Origin of the sequence: Sorangium sp. So ce887 (genome assembly GCF_051521455.1) — a bacterium.
In the GTDB taxonomy this organism is placed as follows: domain Bacteria; phylum Myxococcota_A; class Polyangia; order Polyangiales; family Polyangiaceae; genus Sorangium.
Window position 1 is genome coordinate 2556136 of the sequence record NZ_CP150354.1, and the last position, 26738, is coordinate 2582873.

Annotated in this window: 22 protein-coding genes and 1 pseudogene; 10 read left to right on the top strand and 13 right to left on the bottom strand. The window is 70.1% G+C overall.

The window, feature by feature from the left end; translation table 11 throughout:
* Positions 1-28 precede the first annotated feature (28 nt).
* Positions 29-1003, bottom strand: coding sequence for a D-2-hydroxyacid dehydrogenase family protein (locus WMF36_RS09715; RefSeq protein WP_437581879.1), 975 nt, complete (start codon positions 1001-1003; stop codon positions 29-31).
* A gap of 94 nt (positions 1004-1097) precedes the next feature.
* Between WMF36_RS09715 and WMF36_RS09720 the strand changes: the two genes are divergently transcribed.
* The 6 genes from WMF36_RS09720 to WMF36_RS09745 all read left to right on the top strand — a co-directional run bounded on the left by WMF36_RS09720 (position 1098) and on the right by WMF36_RS09745 (position 7634).
* The gene (locus tag WMF36_RS09720) at positions 1098-2510 is read left to right on the top strand and encodes a DUF692 domain-containing protein (protein WP_437579329.1); all 1413 of its coding nucleotides are present in this window, start codon (positions 1098-1100) and stop codon (positions 2508-2510) included.
* Positions 2511-2513: 3 nt separating this feature from the next.
* Positions 2514-3257 carry a nucleotidyltransferase domain-containing protein gene (locus tag WMF36_RS09725; protein WP_437579330.1) on the top strand — a complete coding sequence of 248 codons (744 nt, stop codon included), beginning with the start codon at positions 2514-2516 and terminating at the stop codon, positions 3255-3257.
* Positions 3257-4318 carry a hypothetical protein gene (locus WMF36_RS09730; RefSeq protein WP_437579331.1) on the top strand — a complete coding sequence of 354 codons (1062 nt, stop codon included), beginning with the start codon at positions 3257-3259 and terminating at the stop codon, positions 4316-4318. The genes WMF36_RS09725 and WMF36_RS09730 overlap by 1 nt, the downstream gene beginning before the upstream one ends.
* Complete coding sequence (locus WMF36_RS09735) at positions 4302-5711, top strand: hypothetical protein (protein WP_437579332.1); 1410 nt, start codon at positions 4302-4304, stop codon at positions 5709-5711. The genes WMF36_RS09730 and WMF36_RS09735 overlap by 17 nt, the downstream gene beginning before the upstream one ends.
* An 87-nt stretch (positions 5712-5798) precedes the next feature.
* A complete protein-coding gene (locus WMF36_RS09740; protein WP_437579333.1) occupies positions 5799-6824 on the top strand; it encodes a TauD/TfdA family dioxygenase in 1026 nt (341 codons plus the stop codon).
* A gap of 102 nt (positions 6825-6926) precedes the next feature.
* Positions 6927-7634: a transposase gene (locus WMF36_RS09745; protein WP_437579334.1), complete on the top strand. Its 708-nt coding sequence runs from the start codon at positions 6927-6929 to the stop codon at positions 7632-7634.
* Here the strand turns inward: WMF36_RS09745 and WMF36_RS09750 are convergent.
* The 4 genes from WMF36_RS09750 to WMF36_RS09765 form a co-directional block, all read right to left on the bottom strand.
* Entirely contained in the window at positions 7603-8076 is a 474-nt protein-coding gene (locus tag WMF36_RS09750; protein ID WP_129572587.1) for an SRPBCC family protein, read from the bottom strand. The genes WMF36_RS09745 and WMF36_RS09750 overlap by 32 nt on opposite strands.
* Positions 8077-8113: 37 nt before the next feature.
* Positions 8114-8470: an ArsR/SmtB family transcription factor gene (locus WMF36_RS09755; protein ID WP_437579335.1), complete on the bottom strand. Its 357-nt coding sequence runs from the start codon at positions 8468-8470 to the stop codon at positions 8114-8116.
* 944 nt (positions 8471-9414) lie between these two features.
* Positions 9415-11049, bottom strand: coding sequence for a hypothetical protein (locus WMF36_RS09760; protein WP_437579336.1), 1635 nt, complete (start codon positions 11047-11049; stop codon positions 9415-9417).
* Positions 11050-11178: 129 nt separating this feature from the next.
* Positions 11179-11307 carry a hypothetical protein gene (locus WMF36_RS09765; protein ID WP_437579337.1) on the bottom strand — a complete coding sequence of 43 codons (129 nt, stop codon included), beginning with the start codon at positions 11305-11307 and terminating at the stop codon, positions 11179-11181.
* A gap of 879 nt (positions 11308-12186) precedes the next feature.
* Between WMF36_RS09765 and WMF36_RS09770 the strand changes: the two genes are divergently transcribed.
* On the top strand, positions 12187-12894 hold the full coding sequence (locus tag WMF36_RS09770; protein WP_437581880.1) for a trypsin-like serine protease: 708 nt from the start codon (positions 12187-12189) through the stop codon (positions 12892-12894).
* Between the two features lie 876 nt (positions 12895-13770).
* On the opposite strand, the gene WMF36_RS09775 is transcribed toward WMF36_RS09770, so the two are convergent.
* Together WMF36_RS09775 and WMF36_RS09780 are read right to left on the bottom strand one after the other, a co-directional pair.
* Positions 13771-15219, bottom strand: a complete 1449-nt coding sequence (locus WMF36_RS09775) for an RICIN domain-containing protein (protein ID WP_437579338.1) — start codon at positions 15217-15219, stop codon at positions 13771-13773.
* A gap of 799 nt (positions 15220-16018) precedes the next feature.
* On the bottom strand, positions 16019-16318 hold the full coding sequence (locus WMF36_RS09780) for a hypothetical protein (protein ID WP_437579339.1): 300 nt from the start codon (positions 16316-16318) through the stop codon (positions 16019-16021).
* 36 nt (positions 16319-16354) lie between these two features.
* Between WMF36_RS09780 and WMF36_RS09785 the strand changes: the two are divergent.
* Positions 16355-16483, top strand: a pseudogene (locus tag WMF36_RS09785) (ketopantoate reductase family protein); the annotation flags it as partial.
* A gap of 47 nt (positions 16484-16530) precedes the next feature.
* Here WMF36_RS09785 and WMF36_RS09790 read toward each other — a convergent pair.
* Both WMF36_RS09790 and WMF36_RS09795 read right to left on the bottom strand, forming a co-directional pair.
* The gene (locus tag WMF36_RS09790) at positions 16531-18225 is read right to left on the bottom strand and encodes an alpha/beta fold hydrolase (RefSeq protein WP_437579340.1); all 1695 of its coding nucleotides are present in this window, start codon (positions 18223-18225) and stop codon (positions 16531-16533) included.
* A gap of 310 nt (positions 18226-18535) precedes the next feature.
* Positions 18536-19918, bottom strand: a complete 1383-nt coding sequence (locus tag WMF36_RS09795; RefSeq protein ID WP_437579341.1) for a serine hydrolase domain-containing protein — start codon at positions 19916-19918, stop codon at positions 18536-18538.
* A gap of 753 nt (positions 19919-20671) precedes the next feature.
* On the opposite strand from WMF36_RS09795, the gene WMF36_RS09800 reads away from it, so the two are divergent.
* Together WMF36_RS09800 and WMF36_RS09805 are read left to right on the top strand one after the other, a co-directional pair.
* Positions 20672-21868 carry a serine hydrolase domain-containing protein gene (locus WMF36_RS09800; RefSeq protein ID WP_437579342.1) on the top strand — a complete coding sequence of 399 codons (1197 nt, stop codon included), beginning with the start codon at positions 20672-20674 and terminating at the stop codon, positions 21866-21868.
* A gap of 159 nt (positions 21869-22027) precedes the next feature.
* Complete coding sequence (locus tag WMF36_RS09805; protein WP_437579343.1) at positions 22028-23065, top strand: serine hydrolase domain-containing protein; 1038 nt, start codon at positions 22028-22030, stop codon at positions 23063-23065.
* A gap of 7 nt (positions 23066-23072) precedes the next feature.
* Here the strand turns inward: WMF36_RS09805 and WMF36_RS09810 are convergent, their stop codons facing one another.
* From WMF36_RS09810 to WMF36_RS09825, 4 genes are all read right to left on the bottom strand, one after another.
* Entirely contained in the window at positions 23073-23828 is a 756-nt protein-coding gene (locus WMF36_RS09810; RefSeq protein ID WP_437579344.1) for a LytR/AlgR family response regulator transcription factor, read from the bottom strand.
* Positions 23825-25060 carry a sensor histidine kinase gene (locus WMF36_RS09815; protein ID WP_437579345.1) on the bottom strand — a complete coding sequence of 412 codons (1236 nt, stop codon included), beginning with the start codon at positions 25058-25060 and terminating at the stop codon, positions 23825-23827. The genes WMF36_RS09810 and WMF36_RS09815 overlap by 4 nt, the downstream gene beginning before the upstream one ends.
* Positions 25061-25123: 63 nt before the next feature.
* Positions 25124-25516 carry a hypothetical protein gene (locus tag WMF36_RS09820; protein WP_437579346.1) on the bottom strand — a complete coding sequence of 131 codons (393 nt, stop codon included), beginning with the start codon at positions 25514-25516 and terminating at the stop codon, positions 25124-25126.
* Between the two features lie 212 nt (positions 25517-25728).
* Complete coding sequence (locus WMF36_RS09825; RefSeq protein ID WP_437579347.1) at positions 25729-26703, bottom strand: NAD(P)-dependent alcohol dehydrogenase; 975 nt, start codon at positions 26701-26703, stop codon at positions 25729-25731.
* Positions 26704-26738 lie beyond the last annotated feature (35 nt).

Consider the following 26738-nt stretch of genomic DNA (forward strand, 5'->3'; position numbering starts at 1 on the left):
CCGCAGAGCACGCCGGCCATCGGCACCCTCAGGGGGGTGAGGGCGCTGTGGCCAGCTGATTCAGGGGACGGAGCGCCTTGCCGTCGAGGAATGCGCGGATGTTCTCGACCGCCTGGCCGTAGAGCAGGCGATAGCCCTCCTCGGTGACATGGCCGAGGTGCGGTGTGATCACCGTGTTGTCGAGGGCGAGCAGCGGATGACCCTCGGGCAGCGGCTCGGGCTCGAAGACGTCGAGCCCCGCGCCGGCGATGCGCCGCTCGCGCAGGGCGGCGAGGAGCGCCGCCTCATCCACGATGGGGCCGCGCGAGGTGTTGACAAGGAAGGCCGCGGGCTTCATCAGCCCGAGCTCGGCGGCGCCGACCAGCCCGCGGGTCCGCGGGCTCAGCACGAGGTGGATGCTCACCACGTCCGCGCGGCCGAAGAGCTCGTCTTTCGGCACGAGGCGCGCGCCCGCCTCCGCGGCGCGCTCGGCGGTGAGGTTCTGGCTCCAGGCGATCACCTCCATGCCAAAGGCGTTGCCCACCTTCGCCACCTGGCCGCCGAGCCGGCCGAGCCCGAGGAGCCCGAGCGTCTTGCCCTTCAGGCCGAGGCCGAGCGTCGTCTGCCAGCGACCCTCGCGCGCGGCGCGGTCCTCGCGCGGGATGTGCCGGACGAGGGCGAGGATCAGCCCCCAGGTCAGCTCCGCCGTCGGGTAGGGCAGCATGTCGGTGCCCGAGACCTGGACCCCGCGCGCGGTCGCCGCCGCGAGATCGATCGACGCGTTGCGCATGCCGGCCGTGACCAGCAGCCGCAAGCGCGGCAGCCTCTCGAGCAGCGCGCGCGGAAACGGCGTGCGCTCGCGCATGAGCACCGCGCCGTCGAAGGGGCGCAGCCGCTCGGCCAGGGTGTCGAGATCGTCGAGGTGGTCGGCGAAGGCCTGCACCTCCGCCGCCGGATGGAGGCTTTGCCAGTCGGCCATCCGGAGCGCCACGCCCTGGTAGTCGTCGAGGATCGCCACGCGCATCGTTGCTGACTCCTGCATGGGGTGCTCTCCCCTCCTAGCCGATTCCGCGCTGTCGCGAACCCCTCCGCCAGGGCAAACTGGGCGGGGTCCTCGAGTGCTCGAACGCTCCCCCAGCTCGCCCCTCGTCTTCGCCGGCCCCGCCGGCGCCGCCTGCGCCGTCGGGATCGGATTCCGCCCCGAGATCGCCGCCGATCTGCTCGCCGCGCCAGCCGCCGTGGACTTCGTCGAGGTCGTGGCCGAGGCCTGCTTCTCCAGTCCAGCCGCGCGGCGCGAGGCCTCGGCCATCGCGCGCATCTGGCCGGTGGTGCCCCACGGCGTGAAGCTCTCGCTCGGCAGCGCCGCGGGCGTCGACCTCGATCGCGCCCGCCGCCTCGGGGCGCTCTGCCGGGAGCTCGCGGCCCCCGTCGTGAGCGAGCACGTCGCCTTCGTGCGCGGCGGCGGCCACGAGATCGGGCACCTCACCGCCCTGCCGTACACGCTCGAGGCGGCCCGCGTCGTGGCGCGGAACGTCGCCGCCGCCCGGCGGGCGCTCCCGGACATCCCCCTCCTGCTCGAGAACGCCGCGCGCACGCTCCGCTTCCCCGACGACGCCCTCGAGGAAGGGAGCTTCTACGCCGAGGTCGTCGCCCGCACCGGCTGCGACCTCCTCCTCGACGTCGGCAACGTCTACGCGAACGCCGTCAACGCCGGCGTCGATCCCGGAGCGCTCGTCCGCTCGTATCCGCTCGATCGCGTGGCGATGATCCACATCGCCGGCGGCGCCCGCGAGCACGGCTTCTACTTCGACACGCACGCCCACCCCGTCCCCGCGCCCGTCTTCGCCCTGCTCGCCGCGGTCCTCGCGCGCACCGGGCCGGTCCCGATCCTCCTCGAGCGCGACGGCGACTTCCCGCCCTTCGCCGCCCTCGCCGCCGAGCTCGCGACCACCCGCGAGCTCGCCCGGGCCGCGCCGCCCCGTCCTGCGCCGCCCGTCTCCCGCGCCGCGCCGTTGCAAATTTCCACCGGCGAGCCGCCCGCCGAGGCCCCGGCGCTCGCCGCGGTCCAGGCGCGCGTGGCCGAGCTGCTCACCGCCCCGATCGAGCCGTCGCCGGCCGATGTGCGGCCGTTTGCGGCCGAGGAGGTCGCGCGATCGCGCGCGATCCTCCAGCGCAAGCGCGTCGACGACGCGCTCCCGTTGCTGCCGCGCCTCGCGTCGCACCGCGAGGCGGCCGCGCGCCTCGGGGCCCGGTGCGTCGAGGCGTCGCCGCGGGCCCCGCGCCTGACCGCGGTCGCCGACGCGCTCCGGATCGCCGCCGCGGCGGAGGCCGACGATCGCCTCGCGCCCGAGGCGATCGTCGATCGCCTGCTCCTCCGCGCCCGCTTCGTCGGGCCGGCGGGCGACGGGAGCGTGCGGCCCAGGCTCCTGCCGTTCATTCGGCGGGAACGCTTGCCGGGAGGTCGGGTAATCTGGGCGATCAAGGGGATGGGCTCGAGCGCCGACGTCCGGCTGGTCGAGCCGCGAAGATAGCCTATGAAAGAAGGATCGATCGCCACGGGGAGCGCCGTGTCCAGGTTGCCGGCGCCGGTGCAGGCGCGGCTCGTCGAGCTCCAGGAGAGCCTGGAGCGGGTGCTCGGCGACGCGCTGGAATGCCTGCTCGTCTACGGCAGCGCGGCGCGGGGCGGCTACCGCGACGGCCAGAGCGACGTGGACCTCATGGTGGTGCTCAAGGAAGCGTCCCGGGAGAGCCTCGACGCGATCGCCAACGCGCTCCGGCTCGCGCGCTACGCGGCCCGCGTCGAGGCGATGATCCTCACCGCGGCCGAGATCCCGCGGGCCGCGGACGTGTTCCCGCTGCTCTACGACGACATCCGCCGGTGCCACGTGCTCCTCGTCGGCCGCGACCCGTTCTCGGCGCTGGTGATCGACGGGAAGAACCGCCGCCTGCGCGTCGAGCAGGAGCTCCGCGAGGCGCAGATCCGGCTCCGGCGCGCGGTGGTGGACGGGATGGGCTCGGACGACGCCCTGCGGGGCGCGGTCTTCCGCAAGGTGAAGCAGATCCGCGCCCCGCTGCACGCGCTGCTCGGCCTGCGCGGGATCGACGTGGACGACGATCTCGGCGCGGTGCTCGCCGGCGCGGGCAAGCTGCTCGGCGCCGACGTCGCCCCGCTGGAGCGAGTCCACGAGGCGCCGGGCGCGGCCTACGAGGCGCTGGCGGCGCTGCTCGCGCGCGCGGTCGACGACGTCGATCGGCTCGAGCACGAGGAGGCGGCGTGATGATCCACGAGATCTTCGACTTCTTCCCGTTCAACATGGAGTCGGGGCCGGAGTTCTTGCTCTTCTACTTCGTGCTCTCGGCGGCCGGCCTCTTCTTCGCCGTGCTGGCGCGAAAGGCGATCGGCGCGTCGCTCGATCGTTCGGGGCTGCCGGGCGGCGCGCCGGCGGCCGCGGCGGGCACGCCCTATCGCTTCCACGCGGCGCAGCCGCCGCAGCGGCAGCGGCTCTCGGTGGGCTGGATCCCGCAGCCGGATGAGTACTGGGCGATCGCGTACCTCCGGGAAGAGAACAAGGGCGTCGCGGCCACGCTGATCGCCGTCGCGATGGCCGCGGGGTGGCTCGTCCCCGCCGGCGGCGCGACGGGCCAGCCGGAGTCGTTCCAGGTGCTGGGCGGCGCCCCGCCGCGAGACAGGGTGCTCTCGGCGTTCTTCAACCTGCTCACCTCGCTCCGACCGGGCGGCGACCCGAACGCGGCGCTCTCGGTGGAGCAGGTGCGCTCCGCCTCCGAGCGGATCGCGGCCACCCTCGAGCAGGAGATCCGCGAGGAGCTCGCCGCCGCCGGGATGATCCGCCCGCGGGGGACCGTGGCGACGCTCTCGGCCGTGGTCTGGGCGGTGGGCATCGGCCTGCTCGGCGTTGGGCTGATCCGTGTTCTCCGCGCGGAGGAGCTCAACCGGCCCCACACGTTCCTGGTGGTGGAGATGATCGCGCTCCTCTTCGCGACGTGGCTCGTGGCGAGGAGCGCGAGCGTCTACAGCGCCACGAAGGCGGCCTACCTCGAGTGGGTCGAGGACTCGACGGTCTCGCTCCGCGCCGACGTCGCCGGCGGCCGCCGCCGGGAGGCGGTGGACATCGGCCTGACGGTGGCCGCGACCGGCACGGCGGCGCTCGCGATGTCGCCGCTCTTCGGGCCGATGGTCTACGCGATCACGCCGCCCGTCGTTGTCTCGACGAACGGCGGCTCGTCCGGCGGCTCGGGCTGCAGCTCGTCGAGCTGCAGCGGCGGCGGCGGCTGCGGTGGCGGCGGCGGCTGCGGCGGTGGCGGTGGCTGCGGCGGGTGACGCCTGCTTCGAGGTGCTCGACGCCCTCGGCCTGTGCCGGCTCACCCGGCGCACCGGCGACCTCGACGGCGCGGTGCCGCTCCGGGTGGCCAAGGCGTGCGTGCCGCTGCTCGAGGGCAACGCGTTCGGGCATCAGATCACGCTGGCGTGGCCGATCGAGGTGCAGCGGCGCCTCGGGTCGCTCCGCGCCGAGCCGGCGGGCGAGCACCGCGAGGCGCTGCTCCGCGCCCACCGCGCCGCGCTGCCCCGGCTTGTGTCGCAGGGCTTCCTGGCGCCGGAGGGGGCGTGGCACCGGGCGCTGCGCGGCGGCCTCGCGTGGACGTGCCGGACGGGTCTGGGGCGGCCCCGCCTGCGGCTGTGGACCGGGCTGCTGGTGCGCCCGGACCCTGGTGTCTGGCTGCGGGTCGCGGGCGCGGCCAACCGCCGCAACGTGCTGATCGAGGTGAGCGAGGCGTACCTCGCCGACGACAGCGCCTTCGTCCCGCTGGTGGTCGAGCTGCGCGTCCGCGACGAGGCGCCCCGGAGCCTGCGGCTCGAGGGCGAGATCGGCTGCATCGCGCCGGTGCGCCCCGACGTGCAGATCGAGGCCTGCGCGCTGGCGGACGATCCCGAGGTGGGGCGGGCGCACGCGGAGTTCTATGACGCGAGGTACTTCGCGGCGAAGAAGGGCGAGGTGACCCGCAAGTACCGGCGCCTCGTGGGAGGCGAGGCGGGCGAGCGGAAGGGGAGCGCGGGCGAGGGGAGCGGGGGCGAGGGGAGCGCGGGCGAGGGGAGCGCAGGCGAGGGGAGCGGGGGACCGGCGCGCGTGCGGCTGGTGGTCGCCGGGCCGGCGGCGCCCGAGATCGCCGAGGTGACCGAGGTCACGACGGCGGCCGGGCCGGATCCGGTCCCGTGGCGCGGGGGGGCTCGGCGGCTCGCTTCCCTCGTGGTGAGGAACGCCGTCCCGTTCCGCGCGACGTTCGACGGGCACACGCTCGCCGTCGCGCCGGAGGCGCCGCGCCTGGCCGAGGGGGCGGCCGCGGTGGAGCGCACCTTCGCCCGGGTCTTCGGCGAGGACTTCATCGCCGCGAACCGCGGGGCGCTCTGGTACCTGACGAAGTACTTCACGCCCCATCCGCCGGGCGAGCCGCACTTCTTCGTGAAGCCGTGGGCCTTCCTCCGGACACCGCCGGGCTGGTCGAGCCTGCTCGATGGCATCCACGGCGAGGGCTACGACGTGATGCGCGGCGTGGTCGCGACCGACGTCTTCTTCGCGACCCCGGCGGTGTTCCACGTGCGCCGGATCGGGGCGCCGATCGAGGTGCCCGAGGGCGCGCCGCTGCTCCGGGTCGTGCCCGTCCCGCGCGATCTGCTCCGGGCCGGGTTCCGGGAGGCCCGCTTCCTCGATGCGTGAGCGGGGTGGACGGTGCGGTTATCAAGTATGTATCTATTGGATAGATATGATGATTTTGCCATGTGAGCGCCCGCGTGCGGCGCGACCATGAGCGAGCGATGGATCTGGCCGGGCGCGGAGCGCGGTCCGGCGAGGCTCCTCGACGAGCTCGCGGCGCGCGGCTTCTCGGTCCTCCGCGGCGACGTCGCGCTGGCCCCCGAGGAGGCGGCGCGGGCGCCGTGGAGCTTCGCCGAGCGGCTCCTCGGGGCGAGGCCGCTCCTGGTCGAGCGGCAGCCGATCAAGGCGGTGCCGGGGGGCAGGTCGTTCGCCGCGAGCTCCGCGGCGGCGCCGCTCCACACCGACAGCCAGTGCTTCGCGGGTGCGCCGCCGGCCGTGCAGATCATGGCCTGCGTCCGGCCCGCGGAGCGCGGCGGCGGCTGCCTCCTGCTCGACGGGTGGGCGCTGCTCTCGACGATCGAGCGCGCCGATCCCGAGCTCTTCCGCGCGCTCTTCACGGTGTACCGGCGCATCCCGTTCGTCTTCGGGGACTTCTTCGGGCCCACGGTGTCGCTCCGCGACGGCGCCCTCGCGCTGACGCACGCGCCGGTCATGCCGCCGGGGGACGCGATCGCCGCGCGGCTCGCGCCGTTCATCGAGGCGTCGCGGCGCGAGGTGATCGAGCTCGCGCTCGGCCCGGCGGACATCCTGGTCGTCGACAACCGGCGCATGCTCCACGGCCGCCGGGCGTTCGAGGGCGGCGCGCGCGAGTTCGTGCGGCTGCTCGTCTGGATGGAGGCGCGGCTCCCGTCGCCGCCCGCGTACCACGCGCTGGCCGCCCAGGTCGCCGACGCGGCCTCGCGCCGCCTCGCCGCCGCGCCGGAGGCCACGCGGCGGCGGCTCGGCCTCGGCGCGCCGCCGCCGCCCGAGGCCCGCCGCCGCCTCGGGCTGGTCCTGGAGATGCTGCGCGGCGTCCCGCCGGGCGTCCTCGCCGCGCGCGAGCGCATCCCGGAGCCGGCGCTCTACCGCCTCCGCGACGCGGCGCTCGCGGCTGCCGAGGCGGCGCTCTCGGGCGATGCCGTGGGCGCGGACGACGGCGCGCTGGCCGAGGCGATCGCGCGGATGAGCCGGGGGTGAGCGACGCGTGCGCCGGCCGGCAGCCTGGCTCCGCGCGTCAGAAATCCCGCCGGAAAAACCGGCCGATGACGAGCGGTCGCCGGAAAATAAGCGGCCCGTCCGATGGGCGTACGTCTTGCCGCCCACGACCGCGAGGGGCAGGAACGACTCTTTCGCTACGGCGCTCGGCCACCCTTCGCGCTCGAGCGCTTCTCGGAACTGGCGGACGGGCGCATCGCCTACCGGCTCAAGGCGCCGAACCGGCGCGGCCAAACGCATCGGGTCATGACACCCGTCGAGTGCCTGGCGCGTCTTTGTGCGTTGGTGCCTCCGCCTTGGCAGCCGCTGGTGCGCTTTCACGGCGTGTTCGCGCCCAATCACGCCTGGCGCCCGCTCGTCGTGCCGTCGCGTACCCTCACCCCAGCGAGCACGACGGCCTGCCGTCGTCCGCCGCAACGGTCGCTGTTTCCTCGAGCTCCCTGCCTTCCACGCGAAGACGACGACACGCTGCCGCGGCCCCGCGCGCCGCGCACGCATTCGCCGCCTCGAGCCCCCCGGGCGGCGAACGACGCACGCCTCGAATGGGCCGCGTTGCTCGCGCGCACCTTTGCGATCGATGCGCTCGAATGTCCCCGCTGCTTCGGACGCTTGCGCCCCGTTGCCGTCGTCACGGCCCCCGCGTCGGTCGCCACCTTGCTCGGTGCGACGAGCTTGGCGCCCCTCGCTCGGGCGCGTCCGCCGCCCGGTGTTCAGCTCCACTTGTCCCTACGCTCCCCGGCGCCCCTCCCGCGCGATGGCTTCAGGACGATCGCGCCGTCGTACCAAGCGTGACGAGAAGCTCATCGAGCTGCTCGAACGTCTCGCCCATCCCGCTGTACGCGCCCGAGGCCAGGGCGGCGTCGCGCGCTTGCTTCGATCGATAGAGCTCGTGCAGCACCTGCAGCGTCTTGCCGCCTTTTTCCTCGAGGGTCACGGTCGTGACGGCGCCATCGTCGCCCGCTTCGTCGTTCGTCCACACGATGCGCGAATGCGGTGTCACTTCGAGGTACGTGCCGAAGAACGCCATCGGCTGCGCGGCATCGTGACCAAAGACCAGGCGGTAGCTGCCGCCGGCGCGAATATCCGCTTCGTAGGAAAGTAGAGGCACGGGCATCGACTTCGGTATCCACCACCGCCTGAACAGCTCCGGCGTGGTCCACGCCTGGAACACGATGCGCGCCGGGGCATCGAAGGTCCGTGTGACGACGATCTCGCGATCGGACTTCGGTTCCACCGTCGTGCGATTACTCGTCAATTGGGGCTCACTCTCTTTACTTGCGTCCATCGACGTTCTCCTTTCGTTTCAGCTCCTCGATGACCTTGTCCAGCTCGTCGAAGCGTGCGGCCCAGAGCTGGCGGTACCTCTCGATCCACGCCGTCTCTTCGTCGAGCCGGCGCGGGCCGAGCTTGCAGGTACGCACGCGGCCGACCTTCTCGGTGGTGACGAGCCCGGCCTGCTCGAGGACGCCGACGTGCTTCTTCATGCCCGTGAGGGTCATGTGAAACTTCTCGGCGAGGTCCGTGATCGAAGCGTCGGCTCGTCCGAGCTGCTCCAGAACGCCGCGCCGGGTCGCGTCGGAAAGCGCGGCGAAGGAAGCATCGAGGCGGGCACTCGAATACTGAACCATGTGGTTCAGTATCTAACGCGCGAGTCGGCGTCGTGCAAGAGGAGATCGAGCGCGTGCTCCGTCGCGAGCCGACTTTGATTCAGAAATTTGCGACCATTTGCAGTGACAGCGGAATGCGGCTCGGCGCCGCCACCCCGCCTCGCCGGGCCACCGCGCCCCCCGCCGCGGGGGTACGGGGCCAGCAGGCGGTTGGACTACCTAATCCCCGACGACGACGGGTGTGGGTGCGCTATGCCTGGTAGCAGCGCGTAGGTAAAAGAAGCCGGAGCGCAGCGCGAAGAAGTGTAGCGCAGCAAACCGAAAGGGTGGGACCGCGAGCGTCGTGATGGCTCGGTCCTGGGTCGAAAGAGCGGAGCGTGGTCCGGGCGGCGCCGAGCGCGCTACGGGGCGCATCGGCGTGCCGTGGGCGCACGTGTCCGTCCGGGCGTTGGTCTGGCCCGGGAGGCGCGTCGCGAGACGCTATGCGGCGTCACCGGGCGCCTTGCGCAGAACGGTGCTCCTCCAGTACGGCGGCCCTCGGTTAGGAGAGCGAGCTGGGACGTCGGTCGGCTCGCCGAGCGCGGAGAGGAAGCGGGCGATGTTCCTTGGCTCGGTCACCATGGCGACGAGCTTCATCCGCCCCTTGCAAGCTGGGGACTCGAGGACATCGATCGCAAATGTGCGGCGCAAGAGCTCGGCGCGGTTTGTCGACCGCCCGATAGCCGCCACGCTTGCGTTTCGGAGCGGCGTCATCGTCCGCCTTCGTAGACTCTTCTGGCTTCGCAGGGCGCGGTCCGATGCGCTTGCGCCATGGACTCGCCGACGCGAGCACGTCCGCGTACTTGACGGTGTGAAAGCGCGGCGGCGGGACGCTGGCCGCGAGGCGGCACAAGAGCGAGAGCGGATCCATGTCCACCGCGACAGTCCCGTCAGCGAAGGCGCGCTTGAGCGAGCCCTGCAGCAGGTCAGAGGCCGTCGAGCTTTGCCAGGAAGATGTCGCTTTGCTCGTACTCTTCGGCGCTGGTCTCGTGCAGGCCGAACCCGAAGTCGATCTTCTCGTGGAATACCCCCGAGACGATCACGTGCCCCGCAGGGCCGAGCGCGACGGCCTGGCCCACTTGCTGGGGCCCACCGCCATAGAGCCTGCTCCACAGCGTGTTGCCCGTGGCGTCGAGCTTCGCCGCGAACACGTCTCCATACGAGCTGCTCGCGGTCAGCGGGCCGGTGCCGAAGTCGACGACGCCAAGGACGCCGCCCGTGAGCGCGATGCTGCCGTCCCCCGCGGCCGCGACGCCCCAGGGCGCCTGCACGCCAGCGTCGCCGTAGCTCCTGCTCCAGACGAAGTCGCCCGCGCCGTCGAGCTTGGCAAGGAAGATATCGCCGCCCCACTGCAGCGTGCCCTCCCAGTGAGGGTCGTAAGCTCGCCCGCCGGCGCTCACCAGGGGACCGCCGCCGAAATCAAGGCTGCCAAAGAAGGTCCCTGCAAGGACGATGTCACCCGATCCATCGATCGCGACGCTGTTAGCGATCTGCACGGTCTCACCACCGAAGGTTTCGCTCCAGAGGTCGTTGCCGGCGGAATCGAGCTTTGCGACGTAAACGTCCGCCGTTCCGGGATCATCGATGGTCGCGCCCTCGATGTAGCCGACGTATCCCGCCAGGACGATGTTGCCCATCGCATCGCAAGCCAGGTCCCTGAGGCTCGGGCCGCTGACGTGCCGGCTCCAGACGTGATGGCCGGCTGCGTCCACCTTCGCCGCGCATGCGCCTGTGCTCCCGAGCGCACCGCCGCCGAGATCGGCGTCCGCTTCACACCCTCCCGCGAGGACGACGTCCCCCGCGGCGTCGACGGCGACGGCTCGCGTGTACACGTTGCTGAACGCCTCGCTCCACAGCGTGTTCCCGGCGGCGTCGAACTTGGCGACGACGGTGTTCCAGCCGGATCCGGGCAGGGCCACGGCTCCTCCGCCGAGGTCGACGCTCGTCCCGGTGGCCGACACCGCGACGATGATGTTGCCCGAGGCATCGATCACGAGGTCTTGCGCCACCAGGAGGCCGTCCGATACCTCGAACCTCGTGCTCCAGAGGTGATTCCCTGCGCGGTCGAGCTTCGCCAGGGATGCTGTGTAAGCGCTGCCTCCTGCGGACAGGAGCCCCCCGCCGAAGTCGATGGGCTCGGGGGTGGACGCCAGCAAGGCGATGTTGCCTTCGCCGTCGGTGGCGACGCCGACGGCGGACTCCGAGGTGCGCATGTCCACGTCGCCGAAAGCCTTGCTCCAGGGCTCCTCCGCCCCCGAGCCGCCGGCGCCTCCGCCTCCCGAGGAGGGATCGCCCCCGCCGGCGGCTCCGGTGCCGGAGCCGCCCGCGCCGCCGGAGCCGCCCGAGCCGGCCGAGCCGCCCGCGCCGCCGGAGCCCGAGCCGCTTGAAGAGGGGCCGGCCCCACCGACACCCGAGGTATCCCCGCCGCCAGGGCCCGCCGGCTCGCCCTCATCCGCCGTGATGATGGTGCAAGCAGCGGACAACAAGAGCGCCAAGGTGCCCGCAACGCCGATAGTTCGATGCATCAGTTCTCCTTGTGGTGGCCTGTGGCATGCCGCCATCGGGGTTGCTCCGAGAGCGCCCTGAGCTGGGCGTGCGGCATGCGCGAGGCCGATGACTGAATGCCGTAGGGTACGCGCAACCTTCACATAATCTGCCCGGGTGGTGAAGGCAGCCTCTCATGCCAGGACTCAAGGCGGCGAGAAAGGGCCGAAGAACCCCGCGATCAACGTCAGAGCGCCCGCTCCGTCGGCGAAGCCCACATCCATCCCGTCGAGCGGGGGCATGCCAGCGGCCTCGATGTGCCAGAGAAAGTGCACGAGGCCGCGAGCCTCGAGCGCCCCGCTGGCCGGTACGAGGGTCGCCCCCGGTAAAGCCGGCGCGTAGGCAAATCAAGCCGGATCGCAGCGGCGCGTAGGCAAATCAAGCCGGATCGCAGCGCGAGGAAGCTCGGGCGTGTGAGGGGGACCTCGTTGTAGGTCACGGCCTATAACGGCGAAGGGGCGTGCTTGAACGGCGAAGGCGCTTACCGGAACTGGGTACCTTCGGCTCCTCGAAGAGCCAGCCCGCCTATTCGTTGGCGAACCCGAGCGACGCCCGCCACGCTCTCGGGAGGGCGACACACCCGCCGTGCAGTGCCAGCCCCGTGCCAGTATCGCTTCGCCGCCGGGCCGCGATAGGCCTCCTTTCGGGGCGCCAGCGCGACTGGCACACGGCGCCCCGCGTGCCGGTCGCGCCGCGCGGGTTCCCCGCCTAGAGCCCCGCGCGAGGGGGTCCGGCGGCTATCGCTGCGCGGCGGGCCACGACTTTGAGGCTCCCGCGGCTGGCACGGGAGCTGCAATGCGGCAGCGCAGTACCTTTTCGCCCGGCTGCACGGCAGGTCGGATGATGGTGCGTGATTCGATTCATCGCGACTCCTTATCCGCAGCGCCAGTCCGGGCGTCCCTCCGAATCACGATCTCGATCACGAGAAAGACAAGTAGTTGAACTCACGACATCTCGGTGTTTCGTTTGGCATTGTTCTGTGTGCGACGGTCGGCGTCGATTGCATCGGAGATGGCGAGCCGCCGGATTCCGAGGACGTCGCGAGCGCGTCGGAGCCGATCCAGGGCGGCCAGATCGAGACCGTCTTTCCCTCCGTCGGAGAGGTCCTGTCCGGCGGCGGCCTGTGCTCTGGCACGTTGATCGGGCCGAGCTGGGTGCTGACGGCCGCGCACTGCGCGGGCAGCGGCATGGTGTTCAAGACCGGCAACGACGCGTCCAGCTTCGTCAGCCACGTCGTGGACCAGCAGATCGCCCACCCGACGCTCGACCTGCTGGTCGCGCACCTGAGCGCGCCGATCGGGGGCGTCCCGCTGATCCCGATCAACGAGGGCGCGCTGCCCGCGGTGGGTGAAGTGTGCACGGCCATCGGCTTCGGGCGACACGAGACCGGCGGGGTCACGACCAGCGGCACCAAGCGGTCGGCGACCGAGCAGGTCACCGCGGCGAGCTCTTCTCAGATCGTCGTCCAGCTGGTGACCGGCATCGCCGACCACGGGGACTCCGGCGGACCGCTCGTGTGCCAGGGCCGGATCGCGGCGGTCGTGCACGGCCACTCCGACGGCGACTGGCCGACGCACATGGTCTTCCAAGATCACTCCTCTGCTCCTTGTCGAAGTACTCGGCACCACGGATGTTCTCGTGCGCCAGGGTCCCCCGGGGCGGCGGCTCGACCAGCGACGCGCGGTCGAGGCCGTTCTTCAGGATCGCGGTCACGCTCTTCGCCGTGGGGCTGCCGATGCGGAGCGCGCGGACGCATGCGGCGTCGACGCGCTCCCGTCCGTACTTGTCCGCGAGCCGGATCACGCCGAGGCACGTCCGGTACCCCGTCTCCGGGTGCGTGCGGCGGCTCATGTACGCGATGAGGCTGCGACCGCGAGCGCCGCGTACGGGCCGTCACCCCCGTCGGAACGGTCCGTCACGCCCCTCGGAACGAGCCGTCACGTGCGTCGGAACGAGCCGTCACGCACGTCGGAACGAGCCGTCAGGTGTGTCGGAACACCCCGTCGGGTGGCCCGGAACGCCCCGTCACGTCCCCTCGGAACGAGCCGTCACGTGCGCTCGGAATCGGCCGTCACGTCGGCCCGGAATACGCACCGAACGAGTCTCCTTCGCTCGCCGCCCCGTTGCCGGGCCCTTCGATGCGCTACCGCCTTTGTCGGAATCGTGCCTGCGTCCCCGCACTCTGCCGGCCCAACGTCAGCGTTCAGCGGCGCGAGTCTCCGAGCGTCCGCTGGAACGCTTTGTTAGCCGTGACGAGCGAGTCAGCTCCTCTCATGAAACGACGAAGCACGGATTCAGTCACCGGCCGCTCTGTCTCAGACAGATATTCTCTCAGAGCATCATTCATCATCGTCTGATACCCGCTACCTCGTCGAGCACCACGGCTCCGCGCTCGAGATCGGGCGGCTCTAGCCTTCCCCGTCTGCCCGCAATCCCTCGCGGAGCAGGAAGCCATAGTAGATCCGATATGACAATCGAATATTCACTGCCGCCATGAGGCGCCTATCCTCGTCGGGATAGAGAGACGGAGAGAAAATAAACGGGGACGATCAACTTTGGCGAGGTGAGACTGAAGCAGGGTATCCATCGCGTGGTCAACGGATTGCAGGAATACCCTTCCCTCTCTTCCTTGCCTTTTTGCGCCTGCTTCGACAGCTCACGGGCGGGGCGGGGCGACGCGGCGGCTCGGGCGGGCGCGTCTGCCGCTGCTCGAGCCGCCGCGTCGGCGGGGCGCGAGGTCAGAATTGCGTGAAGAAGTTCCAGATGGCCGAACTCGCGAAGCTCGGCGTCTGGTGGTCACCGGCAAACTCGCAGCGGTGCACCGGGTATCCCTCCCGGCACCCTTGATAGGCGACGCACGAGCTGGGGCCTACGGGGCTCGTCTCGGTGCTGCAGCCGTTCTTGCGCACGAAGACGTCGAGCGCCGCCCTTCCGGCCGAGACGGGGACGACGCTGTCGGACAGGCCGTGCGACATCCAGACGGCGACGGGCTGGGTGTTGGACTGGTTGCAGCCGCTGTAGAGGGCGCCGGACATCGGCGCGATGGCTCGGAAGACGTCGGGCATATCACAGCCGATCGCGTTCGACATCATCCCCCCGAAGCTCCACCCGGTCGAGAAGACGCGGCTCGTGTCGACGCACAGGTTGGCTTTGAGGGAGTCGACCATGGCGCGGGCGAAGGCGATGTCGCGCCCGCCCGTGTTGGCCCATCCGTTGTCGATGCCGTTCGGCGAGACGAAGATCGCGCTGCCGTTCGCCAGCGCCTTGAGCCCATAGTACCCGTTGTTCACGACGTCGTTGGCCGATCCGCCGCGCCAGTGCCAGCCGAACACCAGCCGATGCGCCCTGTTCGGGTCGTAGTTCGCCGGAATGTCGAGCACGTACTGGCGCGTGGTGCCGTTGACGTTGATGGTGCGGTTACCGCTGGTGAGGGAGGTGGGAATGCCGCAGCCGGCGCTGCGCGTGCCGCCGGAGCCGCCGCCACCACCGGAGCCGCCGGAGCCGCCGGAGCCACCGGTGCCGCCGGTGCCGCCGGTGCCGCTGGTGCCGCCGGTGCCGCCGGTGCCGCTGGTGCCGCTGGTGCTGCCCCCGCCGCCGGTGCCGCCGGTGCCGCCGGTTCCCGAGCCCACGGGCGTGAGTCGGAATTGCTGATTGGTGGCGCCGTTCGACGCCCATTGAATCACGGCGGTGCCGTCCGCGGTGCCGCGGCCGTGGACGTCCAGGGACTTGCCGCTGTGGCGCGCGGTGAGGCGCACGACGCCGCCGGCGACGTCCGTGAACGACCACTGCTGGTTTTGCCCGGTCCAGCAGGAGTATTGCTGGATGGCGGCGCCGTCGCTGGTGGAGGCGCCCGCGACGTCCATGCAACGGTTGCTGTTGACGTTGCGGATGCGATAGTAGGCGCCGCCTGCCGATTCCATGCGGAACTGTTGCCGCGTCGAGCCGTTGCAGCTGGCGATCTGCATGGCCGCTGCATCAGCGGTGCTGCCTCCAGCCACCTGCACGCATTTTCCACTCTGGACGCCGACGATCGTGTAGACCGCGCTCGTATCGATCGTGATGGCGCCCTCGAGCGAGACTGCCTCCTCGATCTCGGCGTCGTACGCCCCCTCGGGGCCGATGACGCACGACACGGCGAGGATGCCCGTCGCCGCCGCAAGCAAGCTCTGCTTGGTTCCGAATCTCATCTTGTTCTCCTCGTCCTGTTAAGTAAGTGAAACTGGAATTTTCTCACTGCTCAACGCTGCTCTTGCGTAGGTCGGGGTCGCTCGCCGCCCGCTCAAGGCTCCCGCGCTGGACATTGCCGCTGCGGACGAATGTCGAGATGCGCGCAGAGTGAATAAATTTGCTCTGCGTGCGCCGGTTAGCACGATAATCGTGTTTATTGTTCCGGGCTGGCATGTCCGTCAAGCCGATTGTGCATCGCGAGCGGGCCTGATCCTCATGAAGGTGCGATAAGCAGTAGCCACCACATCATCGAGCACTTGTGTTGCCGTACAGCACAACCAGACGTTCACGGTGCAGCCCCCCGGAGAGGCCTGCTGCTGGGCGGGATACGTCGGGTCGCTTCCGGGGTTCCCGCCGCTGCCGGCTCCACCGGGGTCCCACCGCCGCTGGGGTCGTTGCTGCAACCAGGGTCGCGACTGGCCAGGACCGCGATCCCAGCCGCGAGCAACATGACCGATCGCTACTTCAGGACTGTCTCCTGGATGCGCATGACGGCCCATCCGGAGCGAAGCAAAAGCGCAACGACCGGTCGCCAGTGTGAGCGTTCACATGCTCGATGTCAACTTGGATCGACCAGCCCTCCGCTCGACTGGCGAGGTACGCGCTGCGGTGAGCATCCATAATTCCACTCAGCCGGCGCGCTCGCGTGCTGAACCGCGGCACGCCATCCAGCTCGACCCTGCTCCCGAGCTCAGCGTGGGCCCGGGCCACTCGGCACGACGCCCCGCGCGACAAGGGACGACCGCGGGCGCCGCAGCGCTACGGCTCTCCGCCGCCGGCGCTCCCCTTGCCTTGCCCGACCGGCCGCGCCCGCCGCTCGCGGTTCCTCGCCACCCGCGCCGTCCGGCTCGCCAGGATCTCCGGCGACGGCGTGCGCCCCTGGTGCGGCACCAGCTCCGCGTGGTGCTCGTCGAACGACCCTGGCTCGCTGCCCAGCTCGAACATCGCGACCTCGCGCTGGCCGCGCTCGGCGAGCCGCAGCGGCATCACCGCCGCGCCGATCCCCGCGCCCACGTGGACCCCGGGCTCTGCCCGCTTGCGCGTGCCGTAGAGCCTCACGAGGGAGAGCCTCGGCCAGTACTTCTGAGGTGGATCATGAAGATTGCCATTGTGGGCGCTGGCAGGATCGGAAGCACGTTTGCGTTCCAGCTCGCGAGGGCGGGGCACGAGGTGACGGTGGTCGCTCGTGGAGCGCGGCTCGGGCAGCTGCGGCGGGACGAGGCCATCGTGACCGCCCGGCGCTCGCTTTTTTCGTTCACGGGATATACGGGTCAGCGCTCGACGCGGAGGCTCCTTTCACGCGCGAGGCGCGCGAGGGCCGCCCAGTCGATCGGCGCCACCATCCTCGGCGCGGGAGGGACCGAGGCCCTGTTCTCCCACATGTCCTTCGTGCCGAAGAGTATCTCGACGACCGCCGGATCCTCGTCCCACGTGACGGGCACGAGGTCGTCGAGGCACGTCGTATCGACAGGGGCCTCGGGATCCGCGATGAACTTCGCCATCATCTGCGTGCCGCAGGGCGCCGCATCGGCGGTCTTCACGGGGGACTCGAACGTGACCACGTGCGGGCTCCAGGGCACCGCCACGAACGTCTGGTGGGGCGCGGTCAGCCTGTCGGCCGCCAGCTCCGCCGGGCCGATGGGCGTCTGCGGGTCGAGCAGGCCGTTCATCGCCAGGATGGGCACGGAGGAGCGCGGCCATTCGTTCCAGAACTGGTCGTGCGGATACCGCGGCCAGGCATCGTGGAGCTGGCCGATCTCCAGCGCTGCCCCCGGGCAGAAGTGCTGCGCATCGCAGCGCGCCTGGAGCTCGGCCGAGGTCGGGGCCGGTTCCTCCCACAGCTCGGAGAGGGCCACGTGCGTCCCCAGGACGACCGAGGCCCGCGGCTCGCCGCCGTCGGTCTGCGAGGAGGTGCCGCTCAGCGCCTGCATGTACTGGCCGACCACCTGCACGTCGCCCGCCTCGCAGCGGTCCATGCGGTAAGCGAGCGGGAAGAGGTGCGTCCGCAGGCTGCGCATCTGCGCGAAGGCCGGGGCGATCGACGCGAACAGCGCGACGTCGGTGCCGAGCTCCGAGCAGTGCCCCTTCGTGAGCTTGCCGAAGAGCGCGTCGAGCTTCGCCCAGGGATCGGGCCCGAGCTTCGCCCCGCAGACCGGATCGGCGGCGCAGATCGCGGACAGGTCCTTTATCACGGGATCGAACTGCGTATCGTACAAGGACAGGTACTGCGCGCCCGGCGATACGATCGAGTCGAGGATCACGGCGTCGACCGCCTCGGGGTATTTCTGCAAGAAACGCAGCGCGCGCGCCGTCCCGTACGAGGCGCCGTAAAGGATCACCTTCTTGCCGTGCTCGCGCGTCCGCTCGATGAGGCGCGCGAGATCGTCGGCGTCGGCTGACGTCGTGAAGTGCGCGAGATCGTCGCCCCACTGCGCCTTCAACGCCTGGATGCAGGCGGGCCACTCGCTCGCGCTGATCTCCGCCCCGTCCTCCGAGCTCGGGTCCTCCTGGACCGGGCATTCGAGGCGGCTCGAGAGCCCGACGCCGCGGTGCTCGAGCACGTACCAGTCCACATCGGGCATCACGCGCTCCCATAGCTGCTCGATGAAGCCCGTGAACATGTTGCCGGAGTCGCCGGGGCCACCTTGCAGGAGCCAGACCTGCGCCTTCGCCGCGCCGCCCGGCGCGAGGTGGCGCGACACGAAGACGGGCAGCGTCTCGCCGCCAGGCTTCGATGGATCGAGCGGCAGGGCGACCGTGGCGCACTCGGAGATGAAGTCGCCTGGGCAGCTTCCCCATTCGACCGCCGAGCTGCCGCCCGAGGCTCCACCGCCGCCGCTGCCAGGCTCGCCGCCGCTGCCGCCATCGCCGCCGCTGCTGGCCTCGGTGTTCGCCGGCGCCTCGTCGTTGTCGGGGCAGCCCGCGAGCAGGGCCGAGGATCCGAGCAGCGCCGGGACAAGAACCATCGAAAGGGCGCTTCGCGAGCGCGTCGTGGCTGCGCGGGCAACGCGCGTTCTCGGAGAAGTGAGACAATGGTGCAGAGATTTCATGATCGGCTCCTGGTCGTGTGCGGGCGCCCTGGGCTCACCGGCGCGCGCCGCCGGCTCGCGCCGACGGGCATTTTTGCGTCGATTGGAGAGCGCCGCTCCTATTCGTATCTCTGTTCCCGGACTCGCGAGGTTCGTTCATGAATCGAGACGATTTTCTTCGAAACATCGCATCCGGATCATGCCAGCACGGCTGTCGTGACCACCGGCGCGAGGGCGCGCCCGCGGCTCACTCGCACAGGGCGGCGTCGACGAGGGCGAGGACGTTCTCGTAGGCGGCTTTGGCATCCTCGATGGTCTGCACGCCGGGCAGGGCGGAGGGCAGCGCGGTGACGGCGACGGTGACGGCGCGGCCGTCCTCGGTGACGCCGCCGCTGGTCTCGTAGCCGAGGATGTCGCCCCCGTGGCCCCAGACGAGGCCGCCGCAGCTCAGGGGGGTGCTGCTCAGGCCGAGCCCGTACTGGTAGCCGGGCCACATCCTGGAAGCGTCGACGGTGGCGCGCATCTCCTCGAGCTGCGCCGGCTCGAGGAGCTCGCCGCCGAGCAGGGCGGCGAAGAAACGGTTCATGTCGCTCGGGGTGGAGATCATGTCTCCGGAGGCCCCTGCGATGGAAGGGTCCAGCTCGGTGACGTCGCGCAGCGGCTCACCGAGCCCCGCGTGATAACCCCTCGGATGGCACCCCCGGATGCCCTGCTCGCCGACGTCGGGCACGTAGGTGTGGCGCAGCCCGATGCGCTCGATGACCCGGGTCGTGATCTCCTCGTTCAGCGGGCGGCCGGTGACCTTCTCGATGAGCAAGCCGGCGAGGATGTAGTTTGTGTTGCTGTACGCCCATTCGCTGCCAGGGGCCTTCCCCGGCTGCGTCAGCGCCAGGTCGACCAGGGCGCGGGGCTGGACGTAGGTGCGAATGGCCTTGTAGAGGTCGTCGCCCAGGAGCAGCCCGACGAAATCGGGGAGCCCGCTTGTGTGCTGCAGCAGCTGCCGCACCGTGATCTCGCGGCCGTCGATGCCCTCGCCGCGGACCAGGCCCGGCAGGTACGTCTCGATCGGCGCGTCGAGGTCGACCTTGCCGTCGCCGACGAGCTGCAGGACGACCACGGCGGTGAAGGGCTTGGTGTTGCTCCCGATGCGCACCTGCCCGTCGACAGGCACCTTCGCCTGCGTCTCCAGGTCGGCGACACCCGCGGTATAGTGACGCGTGCGCTCGTCGAGATCGCGGACGGCCACCAGAACGGCGGGGAACTTGTCGTCGCTCACCAGGCGATCGGCGCCCTGCTGCAGGGGATCGTCGGGGTCGGTGTTGGCGTGGGCCGTGGAATCACCGGTGCACTCGCCCGACGGGCTGCCTCCTTCACCGCCGCTGCCGGCGTCTTCGCCGCCACCGCCGCTCTCGCCTCCGCCCGCGCCGCCGTCGGCGCCGTCGCCCCCCACGCCGCCGCCGGCGTCCGTGCCCGCCGGCGCCCCGCCGCCGTCGGAGCAGCCTGCGAGCAGGCCCGAGGACCCGAGCAGCGCCGAGACGAGGACCATCGAGAGCACGCGTCGCAAGCTCGTCGCTGCTGCGCCGGCGACCGGTGTTCTCGTAAAAATGAAGCGATGGTATGTAGATTTCATGCTCGGCTCCTGGTCGTGTGCGGGCTCCCTCGGATCAGCGACGCGGGCCGGCGGCTCGCGCCGGCAGGCATCGTCACGTCGGCTGGAGAGCACCGCTCGGTTCCGGAGGTCTGTTCCCGGACTCGTGAGGATCGTTCATGCCCAGAGGCGAACTTCTCTTCAAGGCGCCACCTTCGCCGGGCGGGGCGTCGTTGGCGGCGTCCTCCCTGGACGACGCGGAGCTAGAAGCTACCGCACACCGCCCAGCCATCTTCATCGATCATGCAAGGCGAAGTCGGCGGGCAAGGAAACGTCTGGATGCCGCTCAAATGTTGCGCCTCGGTGCATCCGAGACGTGGCCGAAAGCGGCTACCCGACGGCAAGGCGAGCGGGTCGCGGACGCCATGACAAAATAATCTGAAGGACCGCTCCCGGTGCCGGCATCAAGTCCCGTGAGCTGCCCGGATCCGGGCGGCGAGCGGCGCCTCGTTGGCCTCCTCCGTGGCCGCGCAGGATCGCGTCGCGCCCGCTCGTCCGGGCGAGGCGGCGCTGCGCGCGTCTGCCATTGACACGCGAGCTGCTCGGAGCGCCGCGGCGACGCCTCCGGGGCGGCCGGTGTGCAGCGGGAGCCCCGCAGATTGGCCGGCTTGCATCGCAAGTCGCCGCAGGCACCTGCAGCGGTCCGCAGCGCGCCATCCACCTGCGCAATGGTGCGACATCGACGAAATCGTAAAGACCGTTGAACAGAACCAAGCCGAGAGGGAACACACGGACATGGCACTCAACAAGTTCTCGATTCCGCTCTTCTGCTTGGCATCTCTCGTCGCGGGTTGCCCGAACAACTCTTCCGAGGAGGGCGACGCGCCATACGACAAGCTGCTCCAGGAGGGGGTGGACAGGATTCAAGCGAGCGGCATCGTCGCCGTGCATGCGGAAATGCTCGAAGGCGACCGACGGATCCGTGCCCGCAGCGGCGTGGCGCAGCTCGACAGCGAGACGCCGGTCGACTTCGACAGCTACTTCCGGATGGGCAGCAACACAAAGACGTTCGTCGCCGTCGTCGTGCTGCAGCTCGCCGCTGAGGGAGCGCTGTCGCTGGACGACACGGTCGAGCGGTGGCTGCCCGGCGTCGTGTCGGGCAACGGCAATGACGGCTCGCTGATCACGATCCGCCAGCTGCTTCAGCACACGAGCGGTATCTACAACTACATCGGTCCGGCCGAGCCGGACGGCCCGGATCCGCAGTCGGCCCTGGCCGTGCTGCGCTCCGCCGACGAGTACATGCAGCATCGGCTCGACCACATGGACGCGGAAGAACTCGTGGCGCTCGCCATGGAACACAAGCCGACCTTCGATCCGGGGACGCAGTGGGCCTACTCCAATACGAACTACGTGCTCGCCGGCATGATCATCGAGCGTGCCACCGGAAACCACTGGAGCGGGGAGGTCGAGGCGCGCATCCTCGATCCGCTCGGCCTCGACCACACGTTCGAGCCCGGCGATGAGCCTGATCTGCCTGCCCCGCACGCCGTGGCATACCAGCAGTACGAGGTCGACGGGCCGCTCATCGACGTCACGATCGCGAACCATACCATGGCCGGCGCCGCCGGCTCCCTCGTCACGACCACCGCGGACCTCGCGAAGTTCTGGCGGGGGCTGACCGAAGGAGCGCTGCTCGAGCCGGAGCAGATGGCGGAGCTCCACGAGACGGTCCCGGCGCCTGCCTTCGACCCGATCGCGCCCGGCACCGATTATGGCCTCGGCATCATGTGGATCCCGACCAGCTGCGGTGGAGGGTACTGGAGCCACGCCGGAGGCACGCTCGGGTACTCGACCCGGAACGCCGCGAGCGACGACGGCTCTCGCGTCATCGTGATGTCGCTGTCGACGTCGACCGACGACCCCGAGGCCGCGTACGCCACGATCATCGATAGCTTCAAGATCATCGATCAGCTCATGTGCGCCGATTGAGCGTGGGCCCGGCGCGGGAGGCGCGGCCGCCCCTCGTACCGGAGAACCCGCCGCTCGTCGGGCAAAACCCCTGCCTGGTCATCCATCGCTCGATCTCGCCACCTCGTCTGGCAACGTGGGTGCCCTATGACATCCCGTACGAGACGAGATTCTCTGTCGATGGTAGTTGCCCTTACTGCGCTGGTTGTTCTGAACCCCGCATGCGGGTCGAGCTCCGGTACGCCGGACGCGCCTGACGACCTCCGCAACGAGCTGGAGCGCCGCCTCGATGCCGCGGCGATGGCCGGGTTCTCCGGATCGGTGCTGGTCACGGTGGACGGGGGCACGGTGCTGGCGCGCGGCTACGGCCTCGCGGACCGCGACGACGGCGTGCCCAACGCCGCCGACACCGCGTTCGATTTCGGCTCCGTCATGAAGGACCTCACGGCGGCGGCCATCTTCAAGCTCGAAGGCGAGGGCAATTTCAGCGTGTCGGACTCGCTCGCGACCCTTTTCGACGACGTGCCGGCCGACAAAGCCGAGATCACCGTCCTGCAAATCGTCCAGCACAGCGCCGGGTTCGACGAGTACCACGACACCGAGGGAGACTTCGAGCCCATGGCGCGCCTCGAAGCCCGCCAGCGGATCTTCGCGCAGGAGCTGCGGTTCGAGCCGGGAAGCGAGGTCGACTACTCGAATTCGGGCTATACTTTGCTGGCCGACGTCGTCGAGACCGTTTCGGGGCGAGGGTTCACCGATTACGTGCGCGACGAGCTCCTGACGCCGGCCGGGATGCAACACAGCGGCTTCTTCGGGGACCCGGTGTGGGAACGGGTCGACACCGCATTCGGGTACGGCGACTCGACGTTCGAGAGCAACGACCCGGCCGCGTGGCCGTACACGTGGTCGCTGGTCGGCAACGGCGGGCTGGTCACGACGGTCTCCGATCTGGAGCGGTGGCTGGTCGCCGTCTGGGGCGGGGACGTGCTGGCCCCGGCCGCGCTCGACGCCTACCGGACGCTGTACCTTTCGGGCGGAACCTTCGAGGGCAAGACGGTTTACGGCTACGCCGGGGGCAGTGACTACGGCTTCGGGGGATACGCGGCGGACTGCCCGGAGGCGAACAGCCGCGTAATCCTCGGGACGAACGCGTCCGACGCGTTCGATATCGAGCAGTTTGGGGGCGAGCTGGCCAAATTCGTTCTCTCGGCGAGATAGGACGAGCTCAGCCTGGCTGACGAATGCCCACGGTGTTCTCCAGCAACTGCTGCCGGACCTCCCGCGCCCGATCGCGCGACACGGGGACGCGGAGCGTGGGGCCGACTTCGACGATCAGCTCTCCCGCGAGCCGGCTCAGCCCCTGCGCGTGCGCGGGGGCGATGAGCCAGTTGCGGTGCACGCGTAGAACGCGGCTGCCCAGGGCCGCCCCGAGCGCGTTGAGGGAGAGGTCCATCGAGAATACGCCATCGACGTGGTGGACGTAGGTGAGGCGATCGACTGTCTGAAACGCCAACATGCCATCGAGGTCCAGGAAGACCAGGCTGTTGCTCTTCCGGGCGACCAGGCGCCGCCGCGCGGCGCCATGGGGCGGCGGCCGGCGCCGCTCGAGCAGCCGTGCCGCGCACGTCGTGATGCGATCGAGCGTGAACGGCTTCAGGAGATAGTCGACGACGCCCAGCTCGAACCCGTCGAGCGCATACTGCGCCGAGGCGGTGGCGAGCACCACCGCCGGGGGGCTCGCCAGGTCGGCGAGCGACCGGGCGAAGTCGAGCCCCGAGCGATCCCCGGGCCGATCGACGAGGCGGACGTCGACGAACGCGACCTCGATGCCGAGCTCAGGGCGCTCGAGCACCTCTCGGGCATCCTCGACGCTCGTCACCGCGGCGATGTCCCCGAAGCTTCCAGTGTCGCGCAGCAGCTCTACCAGGAAGTTGCGAGCCGGCCATTCGTCTTCGATGATCAGAGCGGACAGGGGCTTCATGCGGTCCTCTTTGGCAACACGATCTCGACGCGTGTCCGGCCGGGCTTCGCGTCGACCTGCAGCGAAGCGTGGGCGGATTCGAGGGCGATGCGGCGCCGCACCAGCTCCAGCCCCCGGCCCCCGGGGCGGGCGGAGCCCGGGTCGAAGCCTGGCCCGTCATCCTCGACGATGCAGCGCAAGCGGTCCGCGTCGTGGGCGATCCGCAGGGCGACACGGCCGCGGCCCGCCCGACGGAGCGCGCCGTGATGAACCGCGTTCTCCAGCAGCGGTTGCAGCAGCAATGCCGGAAGGACGCAGTCCTCCGCCGAGCGGTCCACGTCCCACTCGAACGCGAGCCGCCCGACGTGCCGAGACTCCAGGATCCGAGCGAAGCCCCGGAGCCAGCTCACTTCCTCGCGCACCGTGTGATGGTGGCGTCGCGACTCCTGCATGGCGTCTCGCAGCAGGTCCCCGAGCGTCGCGATGAGGTTGCGGGCTTCGCGCGGCTCTTCTGTCACGAGGCCTGCGATCGTGTTGAGGGTGTTCAGCACGAAATGAGGTTCGAGCGCGGCGCGGATGCGCGCGAGCTCGGCCTCCTGGCGGAGCGCGTGTCGCTCCTGCGCCAGCCTTCGCTCGGCGCCGATCCGGCGCGGCAGCTCGACGAGCAGGGCCCAGAAGCCGAACAGCGCGTCACCGTCGAAGAAACCGACGACGGCGGTGGCCCCAAACGTCTGCCGCGGGCCTCCGGCGAAGGACTCGGGCAGCGCCATGACGAGCAGGTGGAGGGCGAGGCGGGTCAGCGAACTGGCGATACCGGCCGTCAGCGCGAGGGCAAGCAGCTGCCGCCAGACCGGCGTGCGCTGCGTGTCGAGTCTGTGCGCCACCACCGTGAGCGCGCCGAGAACCGCCGACACCCACGCGGCGATCCCCAGTGCTTCCCGGGCGTCGAACCTGCTGGTGCTGACCCAGTCGAGCAGCCAGAGCACGGCCGTCGTGATCAGCACGGCCTTGCCGAGGTGGGCCTTCCCGTGGCTGGTGGGTTCGTGCGCCGCCGCCGCGACGCTACCTGTCTGGGCTAGCATCGTCCGGGCTCGGTCATGGGTTCTTGGGGAAAAGACATCACGGGAACGTGGCGCCCGCAACATCAGCGCGGTGAGGATGAGGACACCGACGGGGCGCTCCCCGGCGCGCACGACCGCGCTGCCCTGCGGGGCGGGCTCCATTGTGGACGGCGCGACATCGAGCGTTGTCATGGCGGCGCCATCGTACGCCAGGTCCGCTGCCGTTCACGACGTCATGGTGCGCCCCGCTGCCTGTCAGCTCCCGAAGGCCGCGAACCGCCCCGTCCGCGCCTGGATCACCTCGTCGAGCCAGCGCAGCAGACCCACCAGCGGCGGCCGCTCCTGCGCCTCCCGCTGCCATAGCCGGATCTCGCGGCGTCCGGCAGGCGTCTCGATGTCGAAACAAACCTGCGTCTCCCCGGGGACGCCCATTCGTTTCGACGCCGCGTCCACCGCCGCGGCGCCGCCCAGCAACCGATCGAGCGCCGCCAGCTCCGACTCCGACAGGGGCTCCGGTCCCCGGTGGATCTCCTCCCCGAGCGCCTGGCCCGCGAGCGTCACGCTCCCCCCGGCGTCGACGCTCACCACCCACGCGCCGAACCGTCCGTTCGGGCCGTACGCCGCGCCGCCTCGGAAGACCATCCTCATGATGACGAGCATTGTGCCCCGTCAAGCTGAAGCTGAACAGTGTAGAAAAGACGCATCGTATTCATGGTGAGCTATATCGCAGTCCTCGTGCCGCAGATCAGCCATGCTGCACGCGCTGGTTGACATAGAGAACCTTACGCGATCCGCATCCCTGATGGGAAAGTGACGCCCTCGCGTCGCACGACGGCGAGCCGCCCGGCTCCGGCGCTTCTTCAGTTCCTGTCGTCGGATGTCACGGTGATGACCACGTTCCCCTTCTTGCGTCCCGTGTCGACGTACCGGTGGGCCTCGACGATCTGTTCCAGTGGATAACGCCTGTCGATGACCGGCCTCAGTTTTCCCGTCTCGATGAGCTCTTTGAGGAAGGTCAGCCCCTCGGTCTTCTCGACCGACATCGCGGTACCGGCCTTCCTACCGCCCGCCAGCCATGTCCATCCCATCTGAAGGAGGAAACGCGGCGAAACGACGGTTGTCAGGTAGAGCCCTCTCGGCCTCAGCGCGCTCTTGCAGTCCGAGAACGAGCACCTGCCCACGGTGTCGAAGATGACGTCGTACGTCTCGCCGCTCCTGGCGAAGTCTTCCTTGGTGTAATCGATGACCTTGTCGGCTCCCAGGGATTTCACCAGCTCCACGTTCTTGGCGCTGCATACGCCGACAACTTCCGCCGCGAAGTGCTTCGCGATCTGCACCGCAAAGGTGCCGATGCTGCCCGAGGCGCCATGGATGAGGACCCGTTGTCCTCTCTGGATGTTCGCCTTGTCCCGGAGAAAGAACAGCGCGGTCGATGCCCCGTCAACCACGGCGGCGGCTTCCTCGTAGGTCACGTTGGCCGGCTTTGCCACCAGCGACCCCGCTTCGGGCATGCGAACGTACTCGGCGTGGGCGCCGAGCCCGAAGCCGGTGAATCCATAGACCTGATCACCTCGTCTGAATCGCTTCACGTCCTTTCCTGCTGATTCAATCTCCCCGGCGAACTCGAGCCCCAGTACTTTTCTCTTCGGCTTCGTGAGGCCGAGGATGACCCTGCCCCACGCTGGTTCGCCCCTCCGCATCGCGGTCTCCGTGGATGTCACCGTCGTGGCGTGTACTTTTACCAGGACCTCATTGTCCCCGGGGACGGGTTTTTCCACTTCCTTGAGCTCAAGAACGTCCGGCGATCCGTACTCCGAGTGCACAACCGCTTTCATGCGATCCCTCCGAGTTCAGCTGTTGATGCGGCGAG

Bases quoted from the DNA above. Each gene is read 5' to 3' on its own strand.
- WMF36_RS09715 (WP_437581879.1), bottom strand. From the start codon at position 1,003: ATGCGCGTGGCGATCCTCGACGACTACCAGGGCGTGGCGCTCCGGATG.
- WMF36_RS09725 (WP_437579330.1), top strand. From the start codon at position 2,514: ATGAAAGAAGGATCGATCGCCACGGGGAGCGCCGTGTCCAGGTTGCCG.
- WMF36_RS09730 (WP_437579331.1), top strand. From the start codon at position 3,257: ATGATCCACGAGATCTTCGACTTCTTCCCGTTCAACATGGAGTCGGGG.
- WMF36_RS09740 (WP_437579333.1), top strand. From the start codon at position 5,799: ATGAGCGAGCGATGGATCTGGCCGGGCGCGGAGCGCGGTCCGGCGAGG.
- WMF36_RS09745 (WP_437579334.1), top strand. From the start codon at position 6,927: ATGGGCGTACGTCTTGCCGCCCACGACCGCGAGGGGCAGGAACGACTC.
- WMF36_RS09755 (WP_437579335.1), bottom strand. From the start codon at position 8,470: ATGGTTCAGTATTCGAGTGCCCGCCTCGATGCTTCCTTCGCCGCGCTT.
- WMF36_RS09760 (WP_437579336.1), bottom strand. From the start codon at position 11,049: ATGGCGGCATGCCACAGGCCACCACAAGGAGAACTGATGCATCGAACT.
- WMF36_RS09775 (WP_437579338.1), bottom strand. From the start codon at position 15,219: ATGAGATTCGGAACCAAGCAGAGCTTGCTTGCGGCGGCGACGGGCATC.
- WMF36_RS09790 (WP_437579340.1), bottom strand. From the start codon at position 18,225: ATGGTTCTTGTCCCGGCGCTGCTCGGATCCTCGGCCCTGCTCGCGGGC.
- WMF36_RS09795 (WP_437579341.1), bottom strand. From the start codon at position 19,918: ATGAAATCTACATACCATCGCTTCATTTTTACGAGAACACCGGTCGCC.
- WMF36_RS09800 (WP_437579342.1), top strand. From the start codon at position 20,672: ATGGCACTCAACAAGTTCTCGATTCCGCTCTTCTGCTTGGCATCTCTC.
- WMF36_RS09805 (WP_437579343.1), top strand. From the start codon at position 22,028: ATGGTAGTTGCCCTTACTGCGCTGGTTGTTCTGAACCCCGCATGCGGG.
- WMF36_RS09810 (WP_437579344.1), bottom strand. From the start codon at position 23,828: ATGAAGCCCCTGTCCGCTCTGATCATCGAAGACGAATGGCCGGCTCGC.
- WMF36_RS09815 (WP_437579345.1), bottom strand. From the start codon at position 25,060: ATGACAACGCTCGATGTCGCGCCGTCCACAATGGAGCCCGCCCCGCAG.
- WMF36_RS09820 (WP_437579346.1), bottom strand. From the start codon at position 25,516: ATGAGGATGGTCTTCCGAGGCGGCGCGGCGTACGGCCCGAACGGACGG.
- WMF36_RS09825 (WP_437579347.1), bottom strand. From the start codon at position 26,703: ATGAAAGCGGTTGTGCACTCGGAGTACGGATCGCCGGACGTTCTTGAG.